We start from the raw sequence: 14,191 nt of genomic DNA, 5'->3' as shown, positions 1-14,191 counted from the left end.
TCCGTCTGTCCCCAACAGGCAACAGCGTGAACGAAGTTCGCATGACCCCTCACCAAATGGGCACGACTCCCTGGCATGAGCCCCACGAATATGCACAGCGCGAACTCCCCCACCCCTGAGCCCGACTTCCTCCCCGGCCTGGAACTCTCCCGCCGCTTCTACACCGACGCCGTACGCCCACTCCTGGAGGAGGCCGCCCCCGGCATCCCCCACTCCGCGGCGCGCATAGGCAGCGGCTCCGAGGTCCTCGGCTACGACACCCCCCGCTCCGCCGACCACGAATGGGGCCCGCGCCTCCAGGTCTTCCTCCACCGCCACGACGTCCCCCGGCACGCCGCCCGCATCAGACACATACTCGCCGAGCACCTCCCGAAGACGTTCCTGGGCCACCCCACGAACTTCGCCCCCACCGGCGAAGCGGACCGGGACATCCGCGTCATGCGGCGCACCGACGGCCCCGTCCACCACCGCGTCGAAGTGACCGGCACCTCCGCCTGGTTCACCGACACCCTCGGCTTCGACCCGGCGCAGGACATCACCCCGGCCGACTGGCTGGCCACCCCGACCCAGCTCCTGGCCGAGGTCACCGCGGGCGCCGTCTTCCACGACGGCCTGCACACCCTCACGCCATTACGCCGCGCGCTGCGCTGGTACCCCCACGACGTCTGGCTGTACGTCCTGGCCTGCCAGTGGCAGCGCGTCGCGCAGGAGGAGGCCTTCGTGGGCCGCTGCGGCGAGGTCGGCGACGAGCTGGGCTCCGCCGTCACCGCCGCCCGCCTGGCCCGCGACCTGATGCGGCTCAGTCTCCTGATGGACCGCCGCTACCCGCCGTACGGCAAATGGCTGGGCAGCGCCTTCGCCCGCACCGCCGCCGGCCCCCGGCTGTCCCCCGTCCTGACGGCGGCCCTCGCCGCCACGGACTGGCACGCGCGCGAGGAGCACCTCGTCCACGCCTACGAGATCGTCGCGCACCAGCACAACCAGCTCCACCTGACCGACCGCGTCGACCCGGCCACGCGCGCGTACCACTCCCGTCCCTTCCAGGTCCTGCGCGCCGACCGCTTCACCGCGGCCCTGACCGCCCGCATCACCGACCCGGCCCTCAAGGACCTGCCGCCCGTCGGGGCGGTGGACCAGTTCGCCGACAGCACGGACGTCCTGACGCGCCCTGCCCTGACCAGGGCTTTCACCACGACGGTCCAGCAGACGCGGCAGGAGCGTCGTACGCCGCCACTTCCTTCAGTTCCCGCGCCACGGCATCACCGATCATCCTCGCGGCACCCGCACGCGCGTGGCTGACGACGGTGAGCGTGTAGGCGTCGGCGGTGTGGACGAGGCAGAGGTTCGCCGTGCCGGGAGGGGAGAGCTGTGGCAAGGGGACGACGCGCGACAGCGGGCGGCCGAGCAGGCGGCTCGGGTTGTCCCGCCACTTGAAGGCGGTGCACAGGCTCGTGGTGGCCTCGGGGCGCGCCAGGCTCCTGGCCATCACCCCGGCCAGCAAGGGCACGGCACGCGCCGCCGCCTGCAGCGTGGGAAGGATCGCGCGGTGGGCGTCGAGGCGACGCGGAAAGGCCGCGACCAGGTCCTGGCACGTCTGGAGGCGGGCCTCCGGGGACTCGACGTCGACGGGCAGCGGGATACGCAGCGCCGTGACGCCGTTGCCGAGCCGCTGAGCGTCGTGCCGGGTCCGCAGGTCGACCGGGACGGTGGCGTAGAAGGAGGCTGATCCGCCGGGCCAGGAGCGCAGGGGGCCGTAACAGGCACTCAGGGCGCCGGCATACGTGCTCAGCAGCAGCTCGTTGAGCGTCGCTCCCCGCCCACCGGCCGGCCGACGGCGCGCCGCACGCATCACCTGCGGGTCGAGCCCGACCACGGCCACGGACGGCCGCGGTGGACCGGGGGAAGCCGTAGGAAGGGGCCGGCCGACGGCCCCGATACGGCGCAACTCCCTGCCCAGGGTGGCGGGACGGAAGGGCGCGCGCGGTTGCGCCACCGCGAGCTGGTGCGGCGACGGCGGTTCGGCGTCGTCCATCAGCAGCCGGAACAGGGTCTCCAGGGATCTGCCGTCCAGCAGCGCGTGATCGGCGAACAGCACGACGGCGTGCTCGCCCGCCGGGGTGGCGGCTCGCGTCACCATCAGCCGCCACAGGGGCCGTTCGGCCGACAGCGGGCGGCTCACCCCTTCGGCCAGCAGCGATTCGAGATCCTGGTCCGTGGCGGTGACATGCGCGCCGGGATCGAACGACCGGGCGGCCGCCCACCGGTGCCCCGCCAGCGCCGGCGGCCCGGCGGGACGCTGGAGAACCCGGCTCATCCGCTCCAGCCCGCCCCATCGTTCGCGGACCCGGGACTGGATCTCTGCCGGCTCGAACGGCGTTCCCGGAAACACCGCGGCGATGCCGATCGTCCCCGGGAGCCCGTTGCGGAGGTGCCCTTCTTCGATGGCGGTCAACCTCATGGGACGAACCCTCCGCTGATCAGCCGTGCGGCGAATCGAGGACGACGCAGGCGTTGTGGCCCCCGAAGGCGAAACTGTTGCTGATCACCGGGCCGTTCGGGATCTTGCGCGGTTCGCCGGTGACGACGTCCAGCTCGCACCGGGGGTCCAGCCGCGTGAGAGACGCGGTCGGCGGCGCGAACCCTTCCCGCACCGACCAGGCCGTGATCACGGCTTCCAGCGCCCCCGCCAGCCCCAGACCGTGCCCGGTCACCGACTTGGGCGCGGTGACCGGCACCCGGCCGGGTCCGAACAGCGCCGCGATGGCCTGCGCCTCCGCGATGTCGTTCAGCTCGGTGCCGGTGCCGTGCGCGTTGACATGGGTGACGGCCTCCGCGGTCGTACCGGCGTCCGCGAGCGCCTGCTCCATGCACGCCCGCGCCCCGGCCCCGTCGGGATGCGGCGCCGTGAGGTGATGGGCGTCGGACGTGCGGCCGTACCCGGTCAGCGTGGCGTAGATCCGGGCGCCGCGCGCCTGCGCGAGGTCCAGCCGCTCCAGCACCAGGAAGGCCGCCCCTTCGGCGAGGACGAACCCCTGCCGCGCGGCGTCGAACGGCCGTGACGCGGTGGCGGGGTCCGCGCACTCGGTGACCATCGCACCGGCCCGCCCGAAGGCCAGCGCGGTCGTCGGGGTCAGCGGGCTGTCATGGCCGCCCGCCACCACGACATCCGCGCACCCGGCCCGGATCATCTGCATCGCCTCACCCACCGCATGCGTCCCGGAGGCGCACGCGGTGGAGACCGTCAGACTGGGGCCGGTGATGCCGAGCCGGGCACTGATCCAGTACGCGCCCGCGTTGTGCATCAGCCGGGGCGCGTACAGCACATCGGGATGCCCGATGCCGTTCTCCTGGCTGATCACCCCGCCGTACCCGGTCCCGGTGACCACCGCCCGCCGACCGGCCTCGACCGACAGCCCTCCGGCGTCCTCGACGGCGTCCACGGCCGCGCACACCGCCAACTGCACCGACCGGTCGGCCCGTCGCACCTCCTTGGGCGTCAGGCAGCCGGCCGGGTCGAAGTCGGTCATCGGACACGCGGGGTATACGACGGTGCCCTCGTCGTCGAACGTGTGCAGCACGGTCGCCGAACGGCCCTGTACGAGGCTCTCCCACAGCGCCGCCGGAGTCGCTCCGGCGGCGCAGCGGACGCCCAGGCCCGTGACGGCGACAGCGGGTCGGCGGTTCACCGGGCGACGGGGGTGTGGGCGGGCCGGGCGCGCAGGCTCACGATGAGGTCGGCGACATCACCCACGGTGGACACGCCGGTCTTGTCGGTCCCTCGCAAGGACACCCCGAACAACTCTTCGGACGCCGCCTCCAGTTCGGTGATGTCCAGGCTGTCGGCTCCCAGGTCGGCGACCAGCCGGGCCTGCGGCACGACCGCCTCCGGCGGCACCGACATCACCCGCGCGCACAGCGGGCGCAGCGCTTCCCATACGTCGCCGTGTTCCACATCCATGCAACTGCCTCCATCTCCTGGTGCCGTCAGGGCTGACTCACACCGACGGCGTCGCCGTCCGAGCCCATGTCTCGAACTCCGTGACGACCGCGTCGCCGAGCCCTCTCGCCTCGTCCGGGCGCAGGTTGCACACCACGGTGAGGGTGAACGCGTCCCCCGCCTGGGCCAGGGCGAAGCTGACGGTGCCCGGATGCTGCAAGGGCGGCAGCCCGACGGTGCGCACGAGCCGGCGCCCCTCGAAGGTGCTCGGCCCGCCGGGCCACTTCATCGCTGTGGTCGCGGTCGCCGCGAAACAGGAGCGACGGCCGCGGTTGGTCAGCAGCCTGGTCACCCACGGGCCGGTCCGCCGTACCGCTTCGGTGGCGGGAAACAACATGCCGGCGTGGACGGCGGCCCGCTCGGGGACCGAGGCCAACGCGGCCTGACACGCCCGCAGCCGCGCCACGGGCCCGTCCACGTCGACGGGCAACGGAACCCGAACCACCGTGAGCGTGTTGCCGAGTTCCCGCGGATTCGCCCGGGTGCGCAGATCGCACGGTACGGCCGTGTACGCGGGTTCGTCCCGCTGCCGCCACCCGCGCACCGGACCGTACCGGGCCCGCAGCGCCCCGGCGACCGCCCCGACCAGCAGCTCGTTCAGCGTCGCGCCCCGGCCGTCGGCGGGCTGCCGGCGCGCGGACCGGACCAGGTGCGCGGGCAGTTCACTGACCGCGACCGAGGGATACGTCTCCTGCGGCGACCGCATCGGAAGGGCCTGCCCCACGGCCGCCATCGCCCTGAGCTCCCGGCCCGCGGCCCGCAGCCCCGCGCGCGTGAGCGGCGCCGACCGCGCCGACTCCCGCGCCGTCACGGGGCTGTCCGTCAGCGAACGCATCAGCGTCGCCAGGGAACGTCCGTCCAGCAGCACGTGCTGGGCCACGAGGGCCAGGGCGAACCCGCCGCCGTACGCCGCGCCCGGGACCACGAAGAGCCGCCAGGGCGGGACCGCGCCGGTGAGCGGTCGGTCCACGCTCTCCGCCCACAGATCGTCCAACTTGCCCCGGGCCACGGTGACATGCGTGACGGGATCGAACGGCCCCGGTACGACCCACCGCACACGACGCCGCCGGAACGGTCCCCGCCGCGCCGCCGTGCCACCGCCCGAGGGACGGTCGAGCACACAGTTCATCCGCTCCAGGCCGGTCCACCGCTCGGCGACGCGCGCCCGCACCTGATCCACATCCGGTTGTTCACCGGAGAAGACCGCCGCCAGGCCGATGACTCCCGGACACCCGTTGAGCAACAGCATCTCGTCGGCACAGGACAGTCTCATGCGACAGGTCGCCCACCCTTCCTGGTAAACGAGATCACCCTACACGCAGGGTGACGAGCCTTCACTCAACGTATTCGGACACGCCCAACAGTCCAACGCCCGCCCCGTGCTGGAGCGGGCGTCGGACCGAACGCTTCACACGCTCTACTTGAGCGCCGCGCTGTTGCAGCCCATGTCCGAGCCGAGGTGGGTGGACTGCGCGCCCGGGTTGCCCTCGCCGTTGAGCGCGCCCCCGAGCAGGGCGTTGAGGGCGCCGACGCTGCCGAGAACGTCGATGTTCATGTCGTGCGAGCGGCACTCGATGCCCTGCGTGATGTCCAGGTCGTGAGCTCCCCCCTCGCCGTGGGCGACGGCGGTGCCGACACCGAAGGAGCCGACGGTGCCGAGGACGGCGCCCACGAGGGCGACCTTCTGAAGCTTGCGCATTTCTTCTCCGTTGGTCGAGCGGATGTGCTGTGCAGCAGATCGAGTTGGAACGGTGGACAACTACGGAAGGCGGCTCAGCCGAGCCGCGGCAGACCCAACTGGCCCACCGGGGGCGCCTGGACCTGTCCGAGGCCGAGCCCGGGCACCTGCGGCGCGCCGGCCGTCGGGACCAGCGGGTTGATGAGCGGGTTCACCTGGGGGTTCACCTGCGGGTTCACCTGCGGGGCAACCCGCGGCGGGGGCTCCGGGTTGAACACCTGGGGCGCGTTGACCTGCGGGGCGACCTGCGGCATGACCTGCGGCGCGGTCTGCGGGGTGACCTGCGGCACGACCTGGGACACCGGCGACTGGGGGGCGGCCTGCGGCGCGGAGTGCGACGGGGTCGAGGCCTGCGCGGCACCGTTCGACTGCGCCGAGGCGGAGGCGTGACCGCCCTGCGGCCGGGGGGCGGGAGCGGGCGCCGGAGCAGGAGCCGGGGCCGGAGCGGGAGGCGGCGCCGGGGGCGCGTACTGAGGGGCCGGGGCAGGGGCCGCGTACTGGGGGTGGGGCTGCGGGGTGGAGGCCTGCGCGACACCCGTCGAACGGGCCTCCGCCACGGCGTACTGCGGCGGCGGGTACTGGGGAGCGGGCGCCGGGGCGTACTGGGGCGGCGGCGCATACTGCGGAACAGGTGCCGGAGCAGCGTACTGAGGCGGCGCGTACTGGGGAACTGGCGCCGGGGCGTACTGAGCCGGGTATTCGGGAGCGGGCGCCGGAGCACCGTACCCGTAGGGATATTCGGCCGCCTCGCTGACGCCGGCGCCGATGGCGGACAATCCGCCGGCCGCCGCTACGACGAGCGCGGCCTTGTGAAGCTTGCGCATGGAACCCTCGGCCCTTCATTACCTGTGCAGGGAATCCGTGTATTCAGTGGAGCCAGCAGCGGATCCCGTTGCCCTCTCTCTGACTCCTGATCGCTGCCCTCTCTCCGCTGGCAACGACAATTTCCTGGCCAGGTCACGGGATCGGAAAGCCCGTCACTCAATTGCCATCGATCTGATAAACGGTTCTGAGGATTTGTCATTGATTAATACCTCTGGCAAATGGGTGACCGCGCCCCGATACACGTGACCAGCTATGCGCTCGCCTCGTTCCCCACAAGGTCAGAGCAATGGCTCACAGCATTTCCGTACGTTCCATGCACAGGTCAATGAAGGGCCGAGGTTCCATGCGCAAGCTTCATCAGGTCGCGCTCGTCGTCGCAGCAGCCAGTGGTCTGTCAGCCATCGGCGCCGGCCCCAGCGTCGCCGACGCTCCCGTTGCCTACCGGGGCACCACCCCGCCCCCCGTCGGACAGCGGGATGCCCAGGCCCACACCTGGACCCGCTCGCAGGCCAGCGTCCAGTCCTCCGGCAATCCGTCCTATGCGCAGCGGCCGGCGGCGGCGCCGCCCCAGCGCGGTGCCGAGGTCAGCCCGCAGGTCAGCCCTCAGCTGAGCCCGCAGATCAACCCGCAGCTCTCCCCCGCTCAGGCCCCCGCCTCCGACCCGCTCGGCCAGACCAACCTCTTCCGCCCGTCCCAGGAGTGCAGCCCGCAGTCCCTGCTCAACGCGAACGTGCCGGTCGCGGCCCTCGCCGCCGCCGAGGCCACAGGCGTCGACTGCGACCAGGCCAACAGCCAGGCGAACGCCGCCGCCTCCGCCCGCGCCACCAGCTAGGCGCCTGGCCCGCCGTCTCCCGTGCAGCGAACCGTGCTGGTCACAGCCCTCATCGAGCGGCCGTGACCAGCACTTTCTCTTGGGGCGATCCGGCTTCCGGGTGTTCTTGATACGAGATCACGAATCCCGGCGCGCCTTTCGGACATATCGAATAGTTCTTATTAATCTACGGTAACTGTACGAAGTCGATCTCCTACAGATCGCACCCACCTCACTCCACCGGAGATGACATGCACAAGCTTCGCAAGGCTGCCGTTCTGGTCGTCGCCATCGGCAGTGTCAGCCTTCTGGGCGCCGGCACCGCCACCGCCGACCAGGGCGGTCACGGCGGCAAGGACGGGGGCAAGTTCAGCGTCCTGCAGAGCTCCAACTGCAAGTCGCACGACCTGAACCTCGACGTCCTGGGCCAGGTCGGCATCCTCAACGGCCTGCTGGGCAACGCGCTGAACGGCGAGGGCAACGCCGGTGGGCAGGACACCCACCTCGGCTCGTCCATGGGCTGCAACAACAGCGCCTTCTAAGCGCATGACGGCCGCTTAGCCGGCCGACCACAGGAAAAGGTCCCGGTACCAGGCTTCGAGCCCGGTACCGGGACCTTTTTGTGTCGTGATTCAAGCGCGACACGAGACATTTCCCGGATATCCGCCAAGGTGGTGAGACTTCTCCGAATTCGGCGTGCCGCTTATAAATCCCAAATATTTCCTATTAGCCTCCGTAATTGTTCGAAGTCGATCTGTCATGGATCGCACCCTCTTCACTCCACCGGAGAAGAACATGCACAAGCTCCACAAGGCTGCCGTCCTGGTCGCCGCCCTCGGGAGCATCGGAATCCTGGCCACCGGCGCTGCCCACGCCGACCAGGGCGGATGGGGCAAGAACAGCCGGAGCCACGGCGGCGGCAGCTTCAGCGTCCTGCAGAGCACCTCCTGCAAGTCGCACGACGCCAACGTCGACGTCCTCGGCCAGGTCGGCATCGCCAACGGCCTGGGCGGCAACCTGCTGAACGGCGAGGGCAACCCGGGCGCGCAGGAGACCGGCCTGGGCTCGTCCATGGGCTGCAACAACGCCGTCGGCGGCAAGTAAGCCAGAGCCGCACCCTTACCCGGTGCCCCGGCCTCAGGCCGGGGCACCGGGCTTTTCTCGGGGGCGCCTGGCTTCTGCCGGACGGCCTCCACCCCGGAAATCAGAAATGCCGGACCGGTTTTCACTCCCGGTCCGGCATTCCGCGCTTTCTCCGCTCACCCTCAGAACTTGAACTTGAACGTGGGCGCCTTGTAACCCTTGGGCAGCTTGGCCCTGTTCGAGCACTCGACAACCGGACCGGACTGCAGGGACCCGTCGTTCAGCATGGCCCCCTCGGGAAACGTGAAGCGAGGGTGCTCGACGACCTGGCAGTCCTGCGCCTGCTTGACGACGTACCCGCGCTTGTCCTTGCGGATCGACTCGCTCTTCTTGATGCAGACGATGTCGCCCTGAGCGGTGATCGTGCACTCACCCTTGGGATCATCATCGGCGTACGCGGGCGCGGCACCGCCGTAGATCACGGCGAGCGCCCCGAGGAGCCCCGTGACGGTGGCGAACTTCTGTCGACCGTTCATGTAGTTCGTTCCTCTGCAGTCGAGACATTGCTGCAGCCCGGACGCGCACCCTGAGGGGTCTGCCACGCGTCCGGGCTGCAATTTGCTAAGGGTTCGAGGGATATCGATGCACCTGCCGTGAGATTCGCCCTAGGGGGCCGACCGTGGCGCGGAGTACGGAGCCGTCCGTTCCGCGGCCGTCACGACGACGTTCGCTGTGCCCTGAAACTCGCGCATCGATTTCCTCGGTACGTCGTTACTGAGCGGCGTAAGGAGCGGTGTACTCGCCGTAGCCGTACTCCGGCGCCACGGTCTTGGGAGCGGCCTCCGGAGCGGCGGCCGGCGCAGCGGCGGGCGCGGCAGCCGGAGCGGCGGCGGGCGCAGCCTGCGGGGCAGCGTGCGCCTTGTCGGACGGAACGCCCCACGTGCCCACGGCGTTGGCCGTCGAAGTGGCCACCGCGGTCACGTTCTGGGCGTCCCAACCTTCCTCGTGAGCGAACGCGGAACCCGCAGCACCGAAGGCGGACAGCCCTGCAACCGCTGCAGCTACGACCGCAACGCGCTGAAACCTGCGCATAGTTTGACCCTTTCTTCCCGGGCACGATGCCCTGGTTGACTACTTAGTGTGAGCATATACACGTAATCCGTAGCAATTTGGGATCTTTGACCCTTCTCGTGTCGTGTCGGCCCACGCCAAGGAGACGATGCGGTCGCGGCGCGCACATCGTTCTCCCTTGTTCCTCCTTGAGAGCAACGACGTTTCCCCGAGGGCGAGTCACGGGCGGAGAGCGGCGGTCACCCGTTTGCCGACCCGCGAAAACGCGAAACAGCGGAAGGCCGAACCAGGTCAACCCGGTCCGGCCTTCCGCTGTTTGAGAGATGGGGCAGGCGTCGGCGGTTACGCCCCCGGGCCGCCCAGAATGCGTCCCAGCGCGCCGAGGTGGCCACTGTCGCTGTTGTCGTTGGCGGCGGGTGCCTGCATCGGCATCGTAGGCCGCGTCATGTCCTTGCAAGTGATGTGGGGACCGATCCGCGTAGTCCCGCTGTTCAGCAGGCCCGCGGCGGGCAGGGTCACAGGCTCCGTCGGCTGGCAGGTCACCGACCGGCGGACGGTGAAGTCGCCGCTTTCGGGCAACTGGCCCACGATCCGCTGGGTACAGACGATGTTGCCCTGGCTGTCCGGCGCACAGGCACCCGGATCAGCCGCGGCGTGCGCCGGGGCGACGCCGATCCAGGTCATGGCGAGGCCGCCGAGAAGCCCCGAGACGGCCGCGATCTTCTTTCCGTTGAACATGTGTTGCGTCTCCTTTGTGAGGGGTGCCCGGGCGCCATGCGCCGCGAACCGCCGCGCCGGGCCCCGGGATGTCGGAGATACGGGCCCCGGCGTGCCACCCATGTCCGGGATGCTCGGGGCCGTTTCGCTTACGAAGGGAAGGACTGACCTGGTCTTCGAGGTTCGGGGCGCGCGCCTTGCCCACGTCGCACGCGATGCCGCTGGGGGGAGCGGCCGCCGCAACGACTCACCGACGCACGGGAGTTCAGCGATCGCGGACGCGGACGGGCCCCTTCGGGGACTGACCCCGAAGGGGCCCGCGGAAGGCGTCGCGCACGACCGTGCCGCCGACCTCAGCCAGTGAAAGCGTTGTTGAACTGACCGCAGGTGGTGTCGAAGGTCTCGGAGAGACCGAGAACGGCGATCGGAAGGTCGCCGCTGGCCACCGTCTGCGGGCTGCACTCCTGGTAGGGGCGGTAGAGGTCGGTCGAGGCCGGCTTGACCTCGTAGGCGACACCGGTACCGGCACCGATGCCGGACAGGGTGCCGGCCGCCGCCGCGACGATCATGACCTGGTGAAGCTTGCGCATGGGACCCTCGGTTTTCATTACCTATGCATTGAGGCTGGTTGCCTACTGTGACTGCACGAACACTAGCAGTAGTCAACAGCTTCCATGCCGGTGCATATCCCGTGTCCGAGGGGGGAGATGGGTGTGCGCGGAATTACCGAGAGTGGCGAATGCGCCTCAACGCAGGGCGGCTCAGGCGTATTCGGATTGACGCCTGAGCCCTGCGACGGATTGTTCATACAGTCGGAGCCCCCTGTCGGATTCGAACCGACGACCTGCTGTTTACAAGACAGCCGCTCTGGACCAACTGAGCTAAGGAGGCGTGCGCGCGCTTATGAGGCTCGCGCCCGTGCAGTGTACCCAAGGTCCGAGCGGGCCCTGTCGAAAATTTCCGCGAAGTTCACATGCCTCCAGGTACTGACAGATCAGGCGAACGCCAGGTACCGTCCGAAGCCAGTCCGCACATGTGGACTAAACCAACCACCTTCCTACAACGGATCGTCCGGCACGTTCCTGCCGGTAGAAGGGGGCCCATTCACCATGGCCACTGTCTCGTTCGACAAGGCGACCCGGATCTACCCGGGCACCGAGAAGCCCGCCGTAGACGCGCTCGACATCCACATCGAGGACGGAGAGTTCCTCGTTCTGGTCGGCCCGTCCGGCTGCGGCAAGTCCACCTCGCTCCGCATGCTCGCGGGGCTCGAGGACGTCAACGGCGGAGCCATCCGCATCGGTGACCGCGACGTCACGCACCTGCCGCCGAAGGACCGGGACATCGCCATGGTGTTCCAGAACTACGCGCTCTACCCGCACATGTCCGTCGCCGACAACATGGGCTTCGCGCTCAAGATCGCCGGCGTCAACAAGGCGGAGATCCGCAAGAAGGTCGAAGAGGCCGCGAAGATCCTCGACCTCAGCGAGTACCTCGACCGCAAGCCGAAGGCCCTCTCCGGTGGTCAGCGCCAGCGTGTCGCCATGGGTCGCGCCATCGTGCGTGAGCCGCAGGTCTTCCTCATGGACGAGCCGCTGTCCAACCTGGACGCCAAGCTCCGTGTGTCGACCCGTACGCAGATCGCGTCGCTGCAGCGCCGTCTCGGCATCACCACCGTCTACGTCACCCACGACCAGGTCGAGGCCATGACGATGGGCGACCGCGTGGCCGTCCTCAAGGACGGTCTGCTCCAGCAGGTCGACACCCCGCGCAACATGTACGACCGCCCGGCCAACCTCTTCGTCGCCGGCTTCATCGGCTCCCCCGCCATGAACCTGGTCGAGGTCCCGATCACCGACGGCGGCGTGAAGTTCGGCAACTCGGTCGTGCCGGTGGACCGTGACGCGCTCGCCGCCGCCACCGACAAGACCGTCACCGTCGGTGTCCGCCCCGAGCACTTCGACGTGGCCGGCTCCGAGTCGGAGCAGGGCCTCGCGGTCACCGTGAACGTCGTCGAGGAGCTCGGCGCCGACGCGTACGTCTACGGCACCGCCAAGGTCGGCGGCGACGACTCCAAGGACCTCGTCGTCCGCGTCAGCGGCCGTGACGTCCCGGAGAAGGGCAGCACGCTGCACATCGTCCCGCGCTCCGGCGAGACCCACGTGTTCTCGACGTCCACGGGCGAGCGGCTCTCCGACTGAGCGAGCGATCTCGTCGCCCGAGGCTGACCCGAGGGTGAGTAGTGGCAGCACAACCCGGGTAATTCACCCAGGTTGACGAAGAGGGCCCCGCAGATGCCTGCGGGGCCCCTTTTGTTGTCGACAAATACCCCGGCAGATCGGTTCATTTCGAGCGCTGTGCGTCAACACCGCACTCGGGGAGGGGCACCACTTCGTCCCCCGAACCGGTGACCAAATGTCGCCATATCAGTACTGAACGCTACCCTCACTCGCGTGAAGCACTCCACCAAACAACAGACACGACGCGGCCACCGGGGCCCCGCCCGCCAGCTCGGCCGCACTCTCGCCCTCGTCCTGCCCGTCGTCCTGGTGCTCTCCGGGACCCTCGCGGTCACCCGGGTCAACTGGTCGGGGAACCCCTCGGACTCGGTGCTCACCGCGACCGACGTCTCGAGCGCGGGTAACGCGAAGAACACCGCCCCGCGCGCCCCGCAGGAGGTGCTGCGCGATCAGCTCCTGACCGAACTGCAGGAGAAGGACCCGGGCGTCGCCCTGACCCATCTCCAGCAGGCCGTCCATGAGCGCCCGTCGCTGGCTCGGCACTGCGGCTCGATCGCCCGTGCGCTCGGGCGGGCGGCGGTGCGGATGTACGGTCCGACGCGGGCGCAGTCGTTCGCCCGGCCCGTCTGCGACACCGCCTTCGCCTCGGGGGTCGCGGCTGCGCACAGCTGATCGCACGCAGCTGGGCCGGCGCAGATGACCTCGCGTAGCTGAACACTCCTATTGCGGACGGTAACGGCTGATTAAGGAACGGTTGCCGGAGAATGCCGCGAGCGGGACGCCGCGTACAGTTCGGTCATGACTGATCCGAATGCCGCGTCCCGCCCCGTCCAAGCCGTCATCCTGGCCGGTGGCCAGGGGTCCCGGCTGCGTCCGTACACCGACGACCGGCCCAAGCCGATGGTCGAGATCCCCGGTACGGGGACGCCGATCATCGGCCATCAGCTTGCGTGGCTGGCCGAGGAGGGCGTGACGGATGTGGTGGTCAGTTGTGGCCACCTCGCCGAGGTGCTGCAGGACTGGCTGAAGTCGGCCGAGCTTCCGGTGCGGGTGACGACTGTCGTCGAGACGGAGCCGCTCGGCAGGGGCGGTGGTCTGAAGTACGCGGCCGGGCATCTCCCGCATCCCGATCGGCCCTGGTACGCCACCAACGGTGACATCTGGACGCGTTTCTCGCTGCGGGACATGGCGGACTTCCACACGGAGCGCGATGCCGTCGCGACGCTGGCGCTGGCGCGTCCGCGGATCCCCTGGGGCGCGGTGCAGACGGACGGCTTCGGGCACATCACCGACTTCATCGAGTCGCCGCCGTCGACCTTCGAGATCAACGCGGGCGTCTACGTCTTCTCGCCCGTCTTCGCCGGTCTCCTCCCCGAACGCGGCGACCACGAACGTACGACGTTTCCGCACCTCGCCCGAGAGCGGCGGCTGGCCGGGTTCCCGATTCCCCAGGGGGCGTACTGGCGCGCCATCGACACGGCGAAGGATCTGACGGAGGCGGCCAAGGAGCTGGCGGGGCTGGGGCGGTAGTCGCTCCGCGGGGGTGCGCGTTGATGCCTGCGGCGGCCTGTGCGGGGTGGGTGGGGGTTCGCGTAGCGCCTGCGGGTTCGGTGGGTGGGTCGGGGCCGCGTCGGGGGGTGTCCGTCCTCGGACCGGCGGCTGGACTTAGGCCAAGAGGGTGCTGCGTGTTGACGCCGGCCACTGCGGGC

At 69.8% G+C, this 14,191-nt stretch carries 17 protein-coding genes and 1 tRNA gene; 7 read left to right on the top strand and 11 right to left on the bottom strand.

Annotated features, from left to right (window positions below):
* Window positions 1–75 precede the first annotated feature (75 nt).
* A complete protein-coding gene (locus tag ACIA8X_RS26705) occupies window positions 76–1,299 on the top strand; it encodes a DUF4037 domain-containing protein (protein WP_393452462.1) in 1,224 nt (407 codons plus the stop codon).
* Here the strand turns inward: ACIA8X_RS26705 and ACIA8X_RS26700 are convergent.
* The 6 genes from ACIA8X_RS26700 to ACIA8X_RS26675 all read right to left on the bottom strand — a co-directional run bounded on the left by ACIA8X_RS26700 (window position 1,187) and on the right by ACIA8X_RS26675 (window position 6,559).
* A complete protein-coding gene (locus tag ACIA8X_RS26700) occupies window positions 1,187–2,458 on the bottom strand; it encodes a wax ester/triacylglycerol synthase domain-containing protein (RefSeq protein ID WP_393452459.1) in 1,272 nt (423 codons plus the stop codon). The two genes, ACIA8X_RS26705 and ACIA8X_RS26700, sit on opposite strands and share 113 nt — an antisense overlap.
* A 19-nt stretch (window positions 2,459–2,477) precedes the next feature.
* Window positions 2,478–3,686 carry a beta-ketoacyl-[acyl-carrier-protein] synthase family protein gene (locus tag ACIA8X_RS26695; RefSeq protein ID WP_399459258.1) on the bottom strand — a complete coding sequence of 403 codons (1,209 nt, stop codon included), beginning with the start codon at window positions 3,684–3,686 and terminating at the stop codon, window positions 2,478–2,480.
* Window positions 3,683–3,958 (bottom strand): acyl carrier protein, encoded by a 276-nt coding sequence (locus ACIA8X_RS26690; protein ID WP_393452453.1) that lies wholly within the window; start codon window positions 3,956–3,958, stop codon window positions 3,683–3,685. Before ACIA8X_RS26690 ends, ACIA8X_RS26695 begins: the two co-directional genes overlap by 4 nt.
* Window positions 3,959–3,995: 37 nt before the next feature.
* The gene (locus ACIA8X_RS26685; protein ID WP_399459257.1) at window positions 3,996–5,270 is read right to left on the bottom strand and encodes a WS/DGAT domain-containing protein; all 1,275 of its coding nucleotides are present in this window, start codon (window positions 5,268–5,270) and stop codon (window positions 3,996–3,998) included.
* A gap of 144 nt (window positions 5,271–5,414) precedes the next feature.
* Window positions 5,415–5,696, bottom strand: coding sequence for a hypothetical protein (locus tag ACIA8X_RS26680; protein ID WP_393452447.1), 282 nt, complete (start codon window positions 5,694–5,696; stop codon window positions 5,415–5,417).
* Window positions 5,697–5,770: 74 nt separating this feature from the next.
* Window positions 5,771–6,559, bottom strand: a complete 789-nt coding sequence (locus tag ACIA8X_RS26675) for a hypothetical protein (RefSeq protein WP_399459256.1) — start codon at window positions 6,557–6,559, stop codon at window positions 5,771–5,773.
* Window positions 6,560–6,903: 344 nt separating this feature from the next.
* Here ACIA8X_RS26675 and ACIA8X_RS26670 point away from each other — a divergent pair, with 344 nt between their 5' ends.
* The 3 genes from ACIA8X_RS26670 to ACIA8X_RS26660 all read left to right on the top strand — a co-directional run bounded on the left by ACIA8X_RS26670 (window position 6,904) and on the right by ACIA8X_RS26660 (window position 8,475).
* Window positions 6,904–7,392: a hypothetical protein gene (locus ACIA8X_RS26670; protein ID WP_393452441.1), complete on the top strand. Its 489-nt coding sequence runs from the start codon at window positions 6,904–6,906 to the stop codon at window positions 7,390–7,392.
* Window positions 7,393–7,622: 230 nt separating this feature from the next.
* The gene (locus tag ACIA8X_RS26665; RefSeq protein ID WP_393452438.1) at window positions 7,623–7,913 is read left to right on the top strand and encodes a hypothetical protein; all 291 of its coding nucleotides are present in this window, start codon (window positions 7,623–7,625) and stop codon (window positions 7,911–7,913) included.
* A 253-nt stretch (window positions 7,914–8,166) separates the two neighbouring features.
* Complete coding sequence (locus tag ACIA8X_RS26660; protein ID WP_393453069.1) at window positions 8,167–8,475, top strand: hypothetical protein; 309 nt, start codon at window positions 8,167–8,169, stop codon at window positions 8,473–8,475.
* A 161-nt stretch (window positions 8,476–8,636) separates the two neighbouring features.
* On the opposite strand, the gene ACIA8X_RS26655 is transcribed toward ACIA8X_RS26660, so the two are convergent.
* From ACIA8X_RS26655 to ACIA8X_RS26635, 5 genes are all read right to left on the bottom strand, one after another.
* Window positions 8,637–8,990: a hypothetical protein gene (locus ACIA8X_RS26655; protein WP_393452436.1), complete on the bottom strand. Its 354-nt coding sequence runs from the start codon at window positions 8,988–8,990 to the stop codon at window positions 8,637–8,639.
* A gap of 235 nt (window positions 8,991–9,225) precedes the next feature.
* Window positions 9,226–9,426 carry a hypothetical protein gene (locus tag ACIA8X_RS26650; RefSeq protein ID WP_393452433.1) on the bottom strand — a complete coding sequence of 67 codons (201 nt, stop codon included), beginning with the start codon at window positions 9,424–9,426 and terminating at the stop codon, window positions 9,226–9,228.
* 441 nt (window positions 9,427–9,867) lie between these two features.
* Entirely contained in the window at window positions 9,868–10,263 is a 396-nt protein-coding gene (locus ACIA8X_RS26645; protein WP_393452430.1) for a hypothetical protein, read from the bottom strand.
* 332 nt (window positions 10,264–10,595) lie between these two features.
* A complete protein-coding gene (locus ACIA8X_RS26640; protein ID WP_393452428.1) occupies window positions 10,596–10,832 on the bottom strand; it encodes a hypothetical protein in 237 nt (78 codons plus the stop codon).
* Between the two features lie 226 nt (window positions 10,833–11,058).
* Window positions 11,059–11,133 (bottom strand) — tRNA-Thr (locus ACIA8X_RS26635).
* 218 nt (window positions 11,134–11,351) lie between these two features.
* Here ACIA8X_RS26635 and ACIA8X_RS26630 point away from each other — a divergent pair.
* The 3 genes from ACIA8X_RS26630 to ACIA8X_RS26620 all read left to right on the top strand — a co-directional run bounded on the left by ACIA8X_RS26630 (window position 11,352) and on the right by ACIA8X_RS26620 (window position 14,012).
* Complete coding sequence (locus tag ACIA8X_RS26630) at window positions 11,352–12,443, top strand: ABC transporter ATP-binding protein (protein ID WP_393452425.1); 1,092 nt, start codon at window positions 11,352–11,354, stop codon at window positions 12,441–12,443.
* Between the two features lie 252 nt (window positions 12,444–12,695).
* A complete protein-coding gene (locus ACIA8X_RS26625) occupies window positions 12,696–13,154 on the top strand; it encodes a hypothetical protein (RefSeq protein ID WP_393452422.1) in 459 nt (152 codons plus the stop codon).
* 126 nt (window positions 13,155–13,280) lie between these two features.
* Window positions 13,281–14,012: an NDP-sugar synthase gene (locus ACIA8X_RS26620; protein WP_393452419.1), complete on the top strand. Its 732-nt coding sequence runs from the start codon at window positions 13,281–13,283 to the stop codon at window positions 14,010–14,012.
* Window positions 14,013–14,191: the final 179 nt, after the last annotated feature.

The organism is Streptomyces sp. NPDC051738, from assembly GCF_044453205.1.
In the GTDB taxonomy this organism is placed as follows: domain Bacteria; phylum Actinomycetota; class Actinomycetes; order Streptomycetales; family Streptomycetaceae; genus Streptomyces.
This window is presented reverse-complemented; position numbering and strand designations above follow the sequence as displayed.

Coding starts and splice junctions, on each gene's coding strand:
- ACIA8X_RS26705 (WP_393452462.1), top strand. CDS start 76: ATGAGCCCCACGAATATGCACAGCGCGAACTCCCCCACCCCTGAGCCC.
- ACIA8X_RS26700 (WP_393452459.1), bottom strand. CDS start 2,458: ATGAGGTTGACCGCCATCGAAGAAGGGCACCTCCGCAACGGGCTCCCG.
- ACIA8X_RS26690 (WP_393452453.1), bottom strand. CDS start 3,958: ATGGATGTGGAACACGGCGACGTATGGGAAGCGCTGCGCCCGCTGTGC.
- ACIA8X_RS26685 (WP_399459257.1), bottom strand. CDS start 5,270: ATGAGACTGTCCTGTGCCGACGAGATGCTGTTGCTCAACGGGTGTCCG.
- ACIA8X_RS26680 (WP_393452447.1), bottom strand. CDS start 5,696: ATGCGCAAGCTTCAGAAGGTCGCCCTCGTGGGCGCCGTCCTCGGCACC.
- ACIA8X_RS26675 (WP_399459256.1), bottom strand. CDS start 6,559: ATGCGCAAGCTTCACAAGGCCGCGCTCGTCGTAGCGGCGGCCGGCGGA.
- ACIA8X_RS26670 (WP_393452441.1), top strand. CDS start 6,904: ATGCGCAAGCTTCATCAGGTCGCGCTCGTCGTCGCAGCAGCCAGTGGT.
- ACIA8X_RS26665 (WP_393452438.1), top strand. CDS start 7,623: ATGCACAAGCTTCGCAAGGCTGCCGTTCTGGTCGTCGCCATCGGCAGT.
- ACIA8X_RS26660 (WP_393453069.1), top strand. CDS start 8,167: ATGCACAAGCTCCACAAGGCTGCCGTCCTGGTCGCCGCCCTCGGGAGC.
- ACIA8X_RS26655 (WP_393452436.1), bottom strand. CDS start 8,990: ATGAACGGTCGACAGAAGTTCGCCACCGTCACGGGGCTCCTCGGGGCG.
- ACIA8X_RS26645 (WP_393452430.1), bottom strand. CDS start 10,263: ATGTTCAACGGAAAGAAGATCGCGGCCGTCTCGGGGCTTCTCGGCGGC.
- ACIA8X_RS26640 (WP_393452428.1), bottom strand. CDS start 10,832: ATGCGCAAGCTTCACCAGGTCATGATCGTCGCGGCGGCGGCCGGCACC.
- ACIA8X_RS26630 (WP_393452425.1), top strand. CDS start 11,352: ATGGCCACTGTCTCGTTCGACAAGGCGACCCGGATCTACCCGGGCACC.
- ACIA8X_RS26620 (WP_393452419.1), top strand. CDS start 13,281: ATGACTGATCCGAATGCCGCGTCCCGCCCCGTCCAAGCCGTCATCCTG.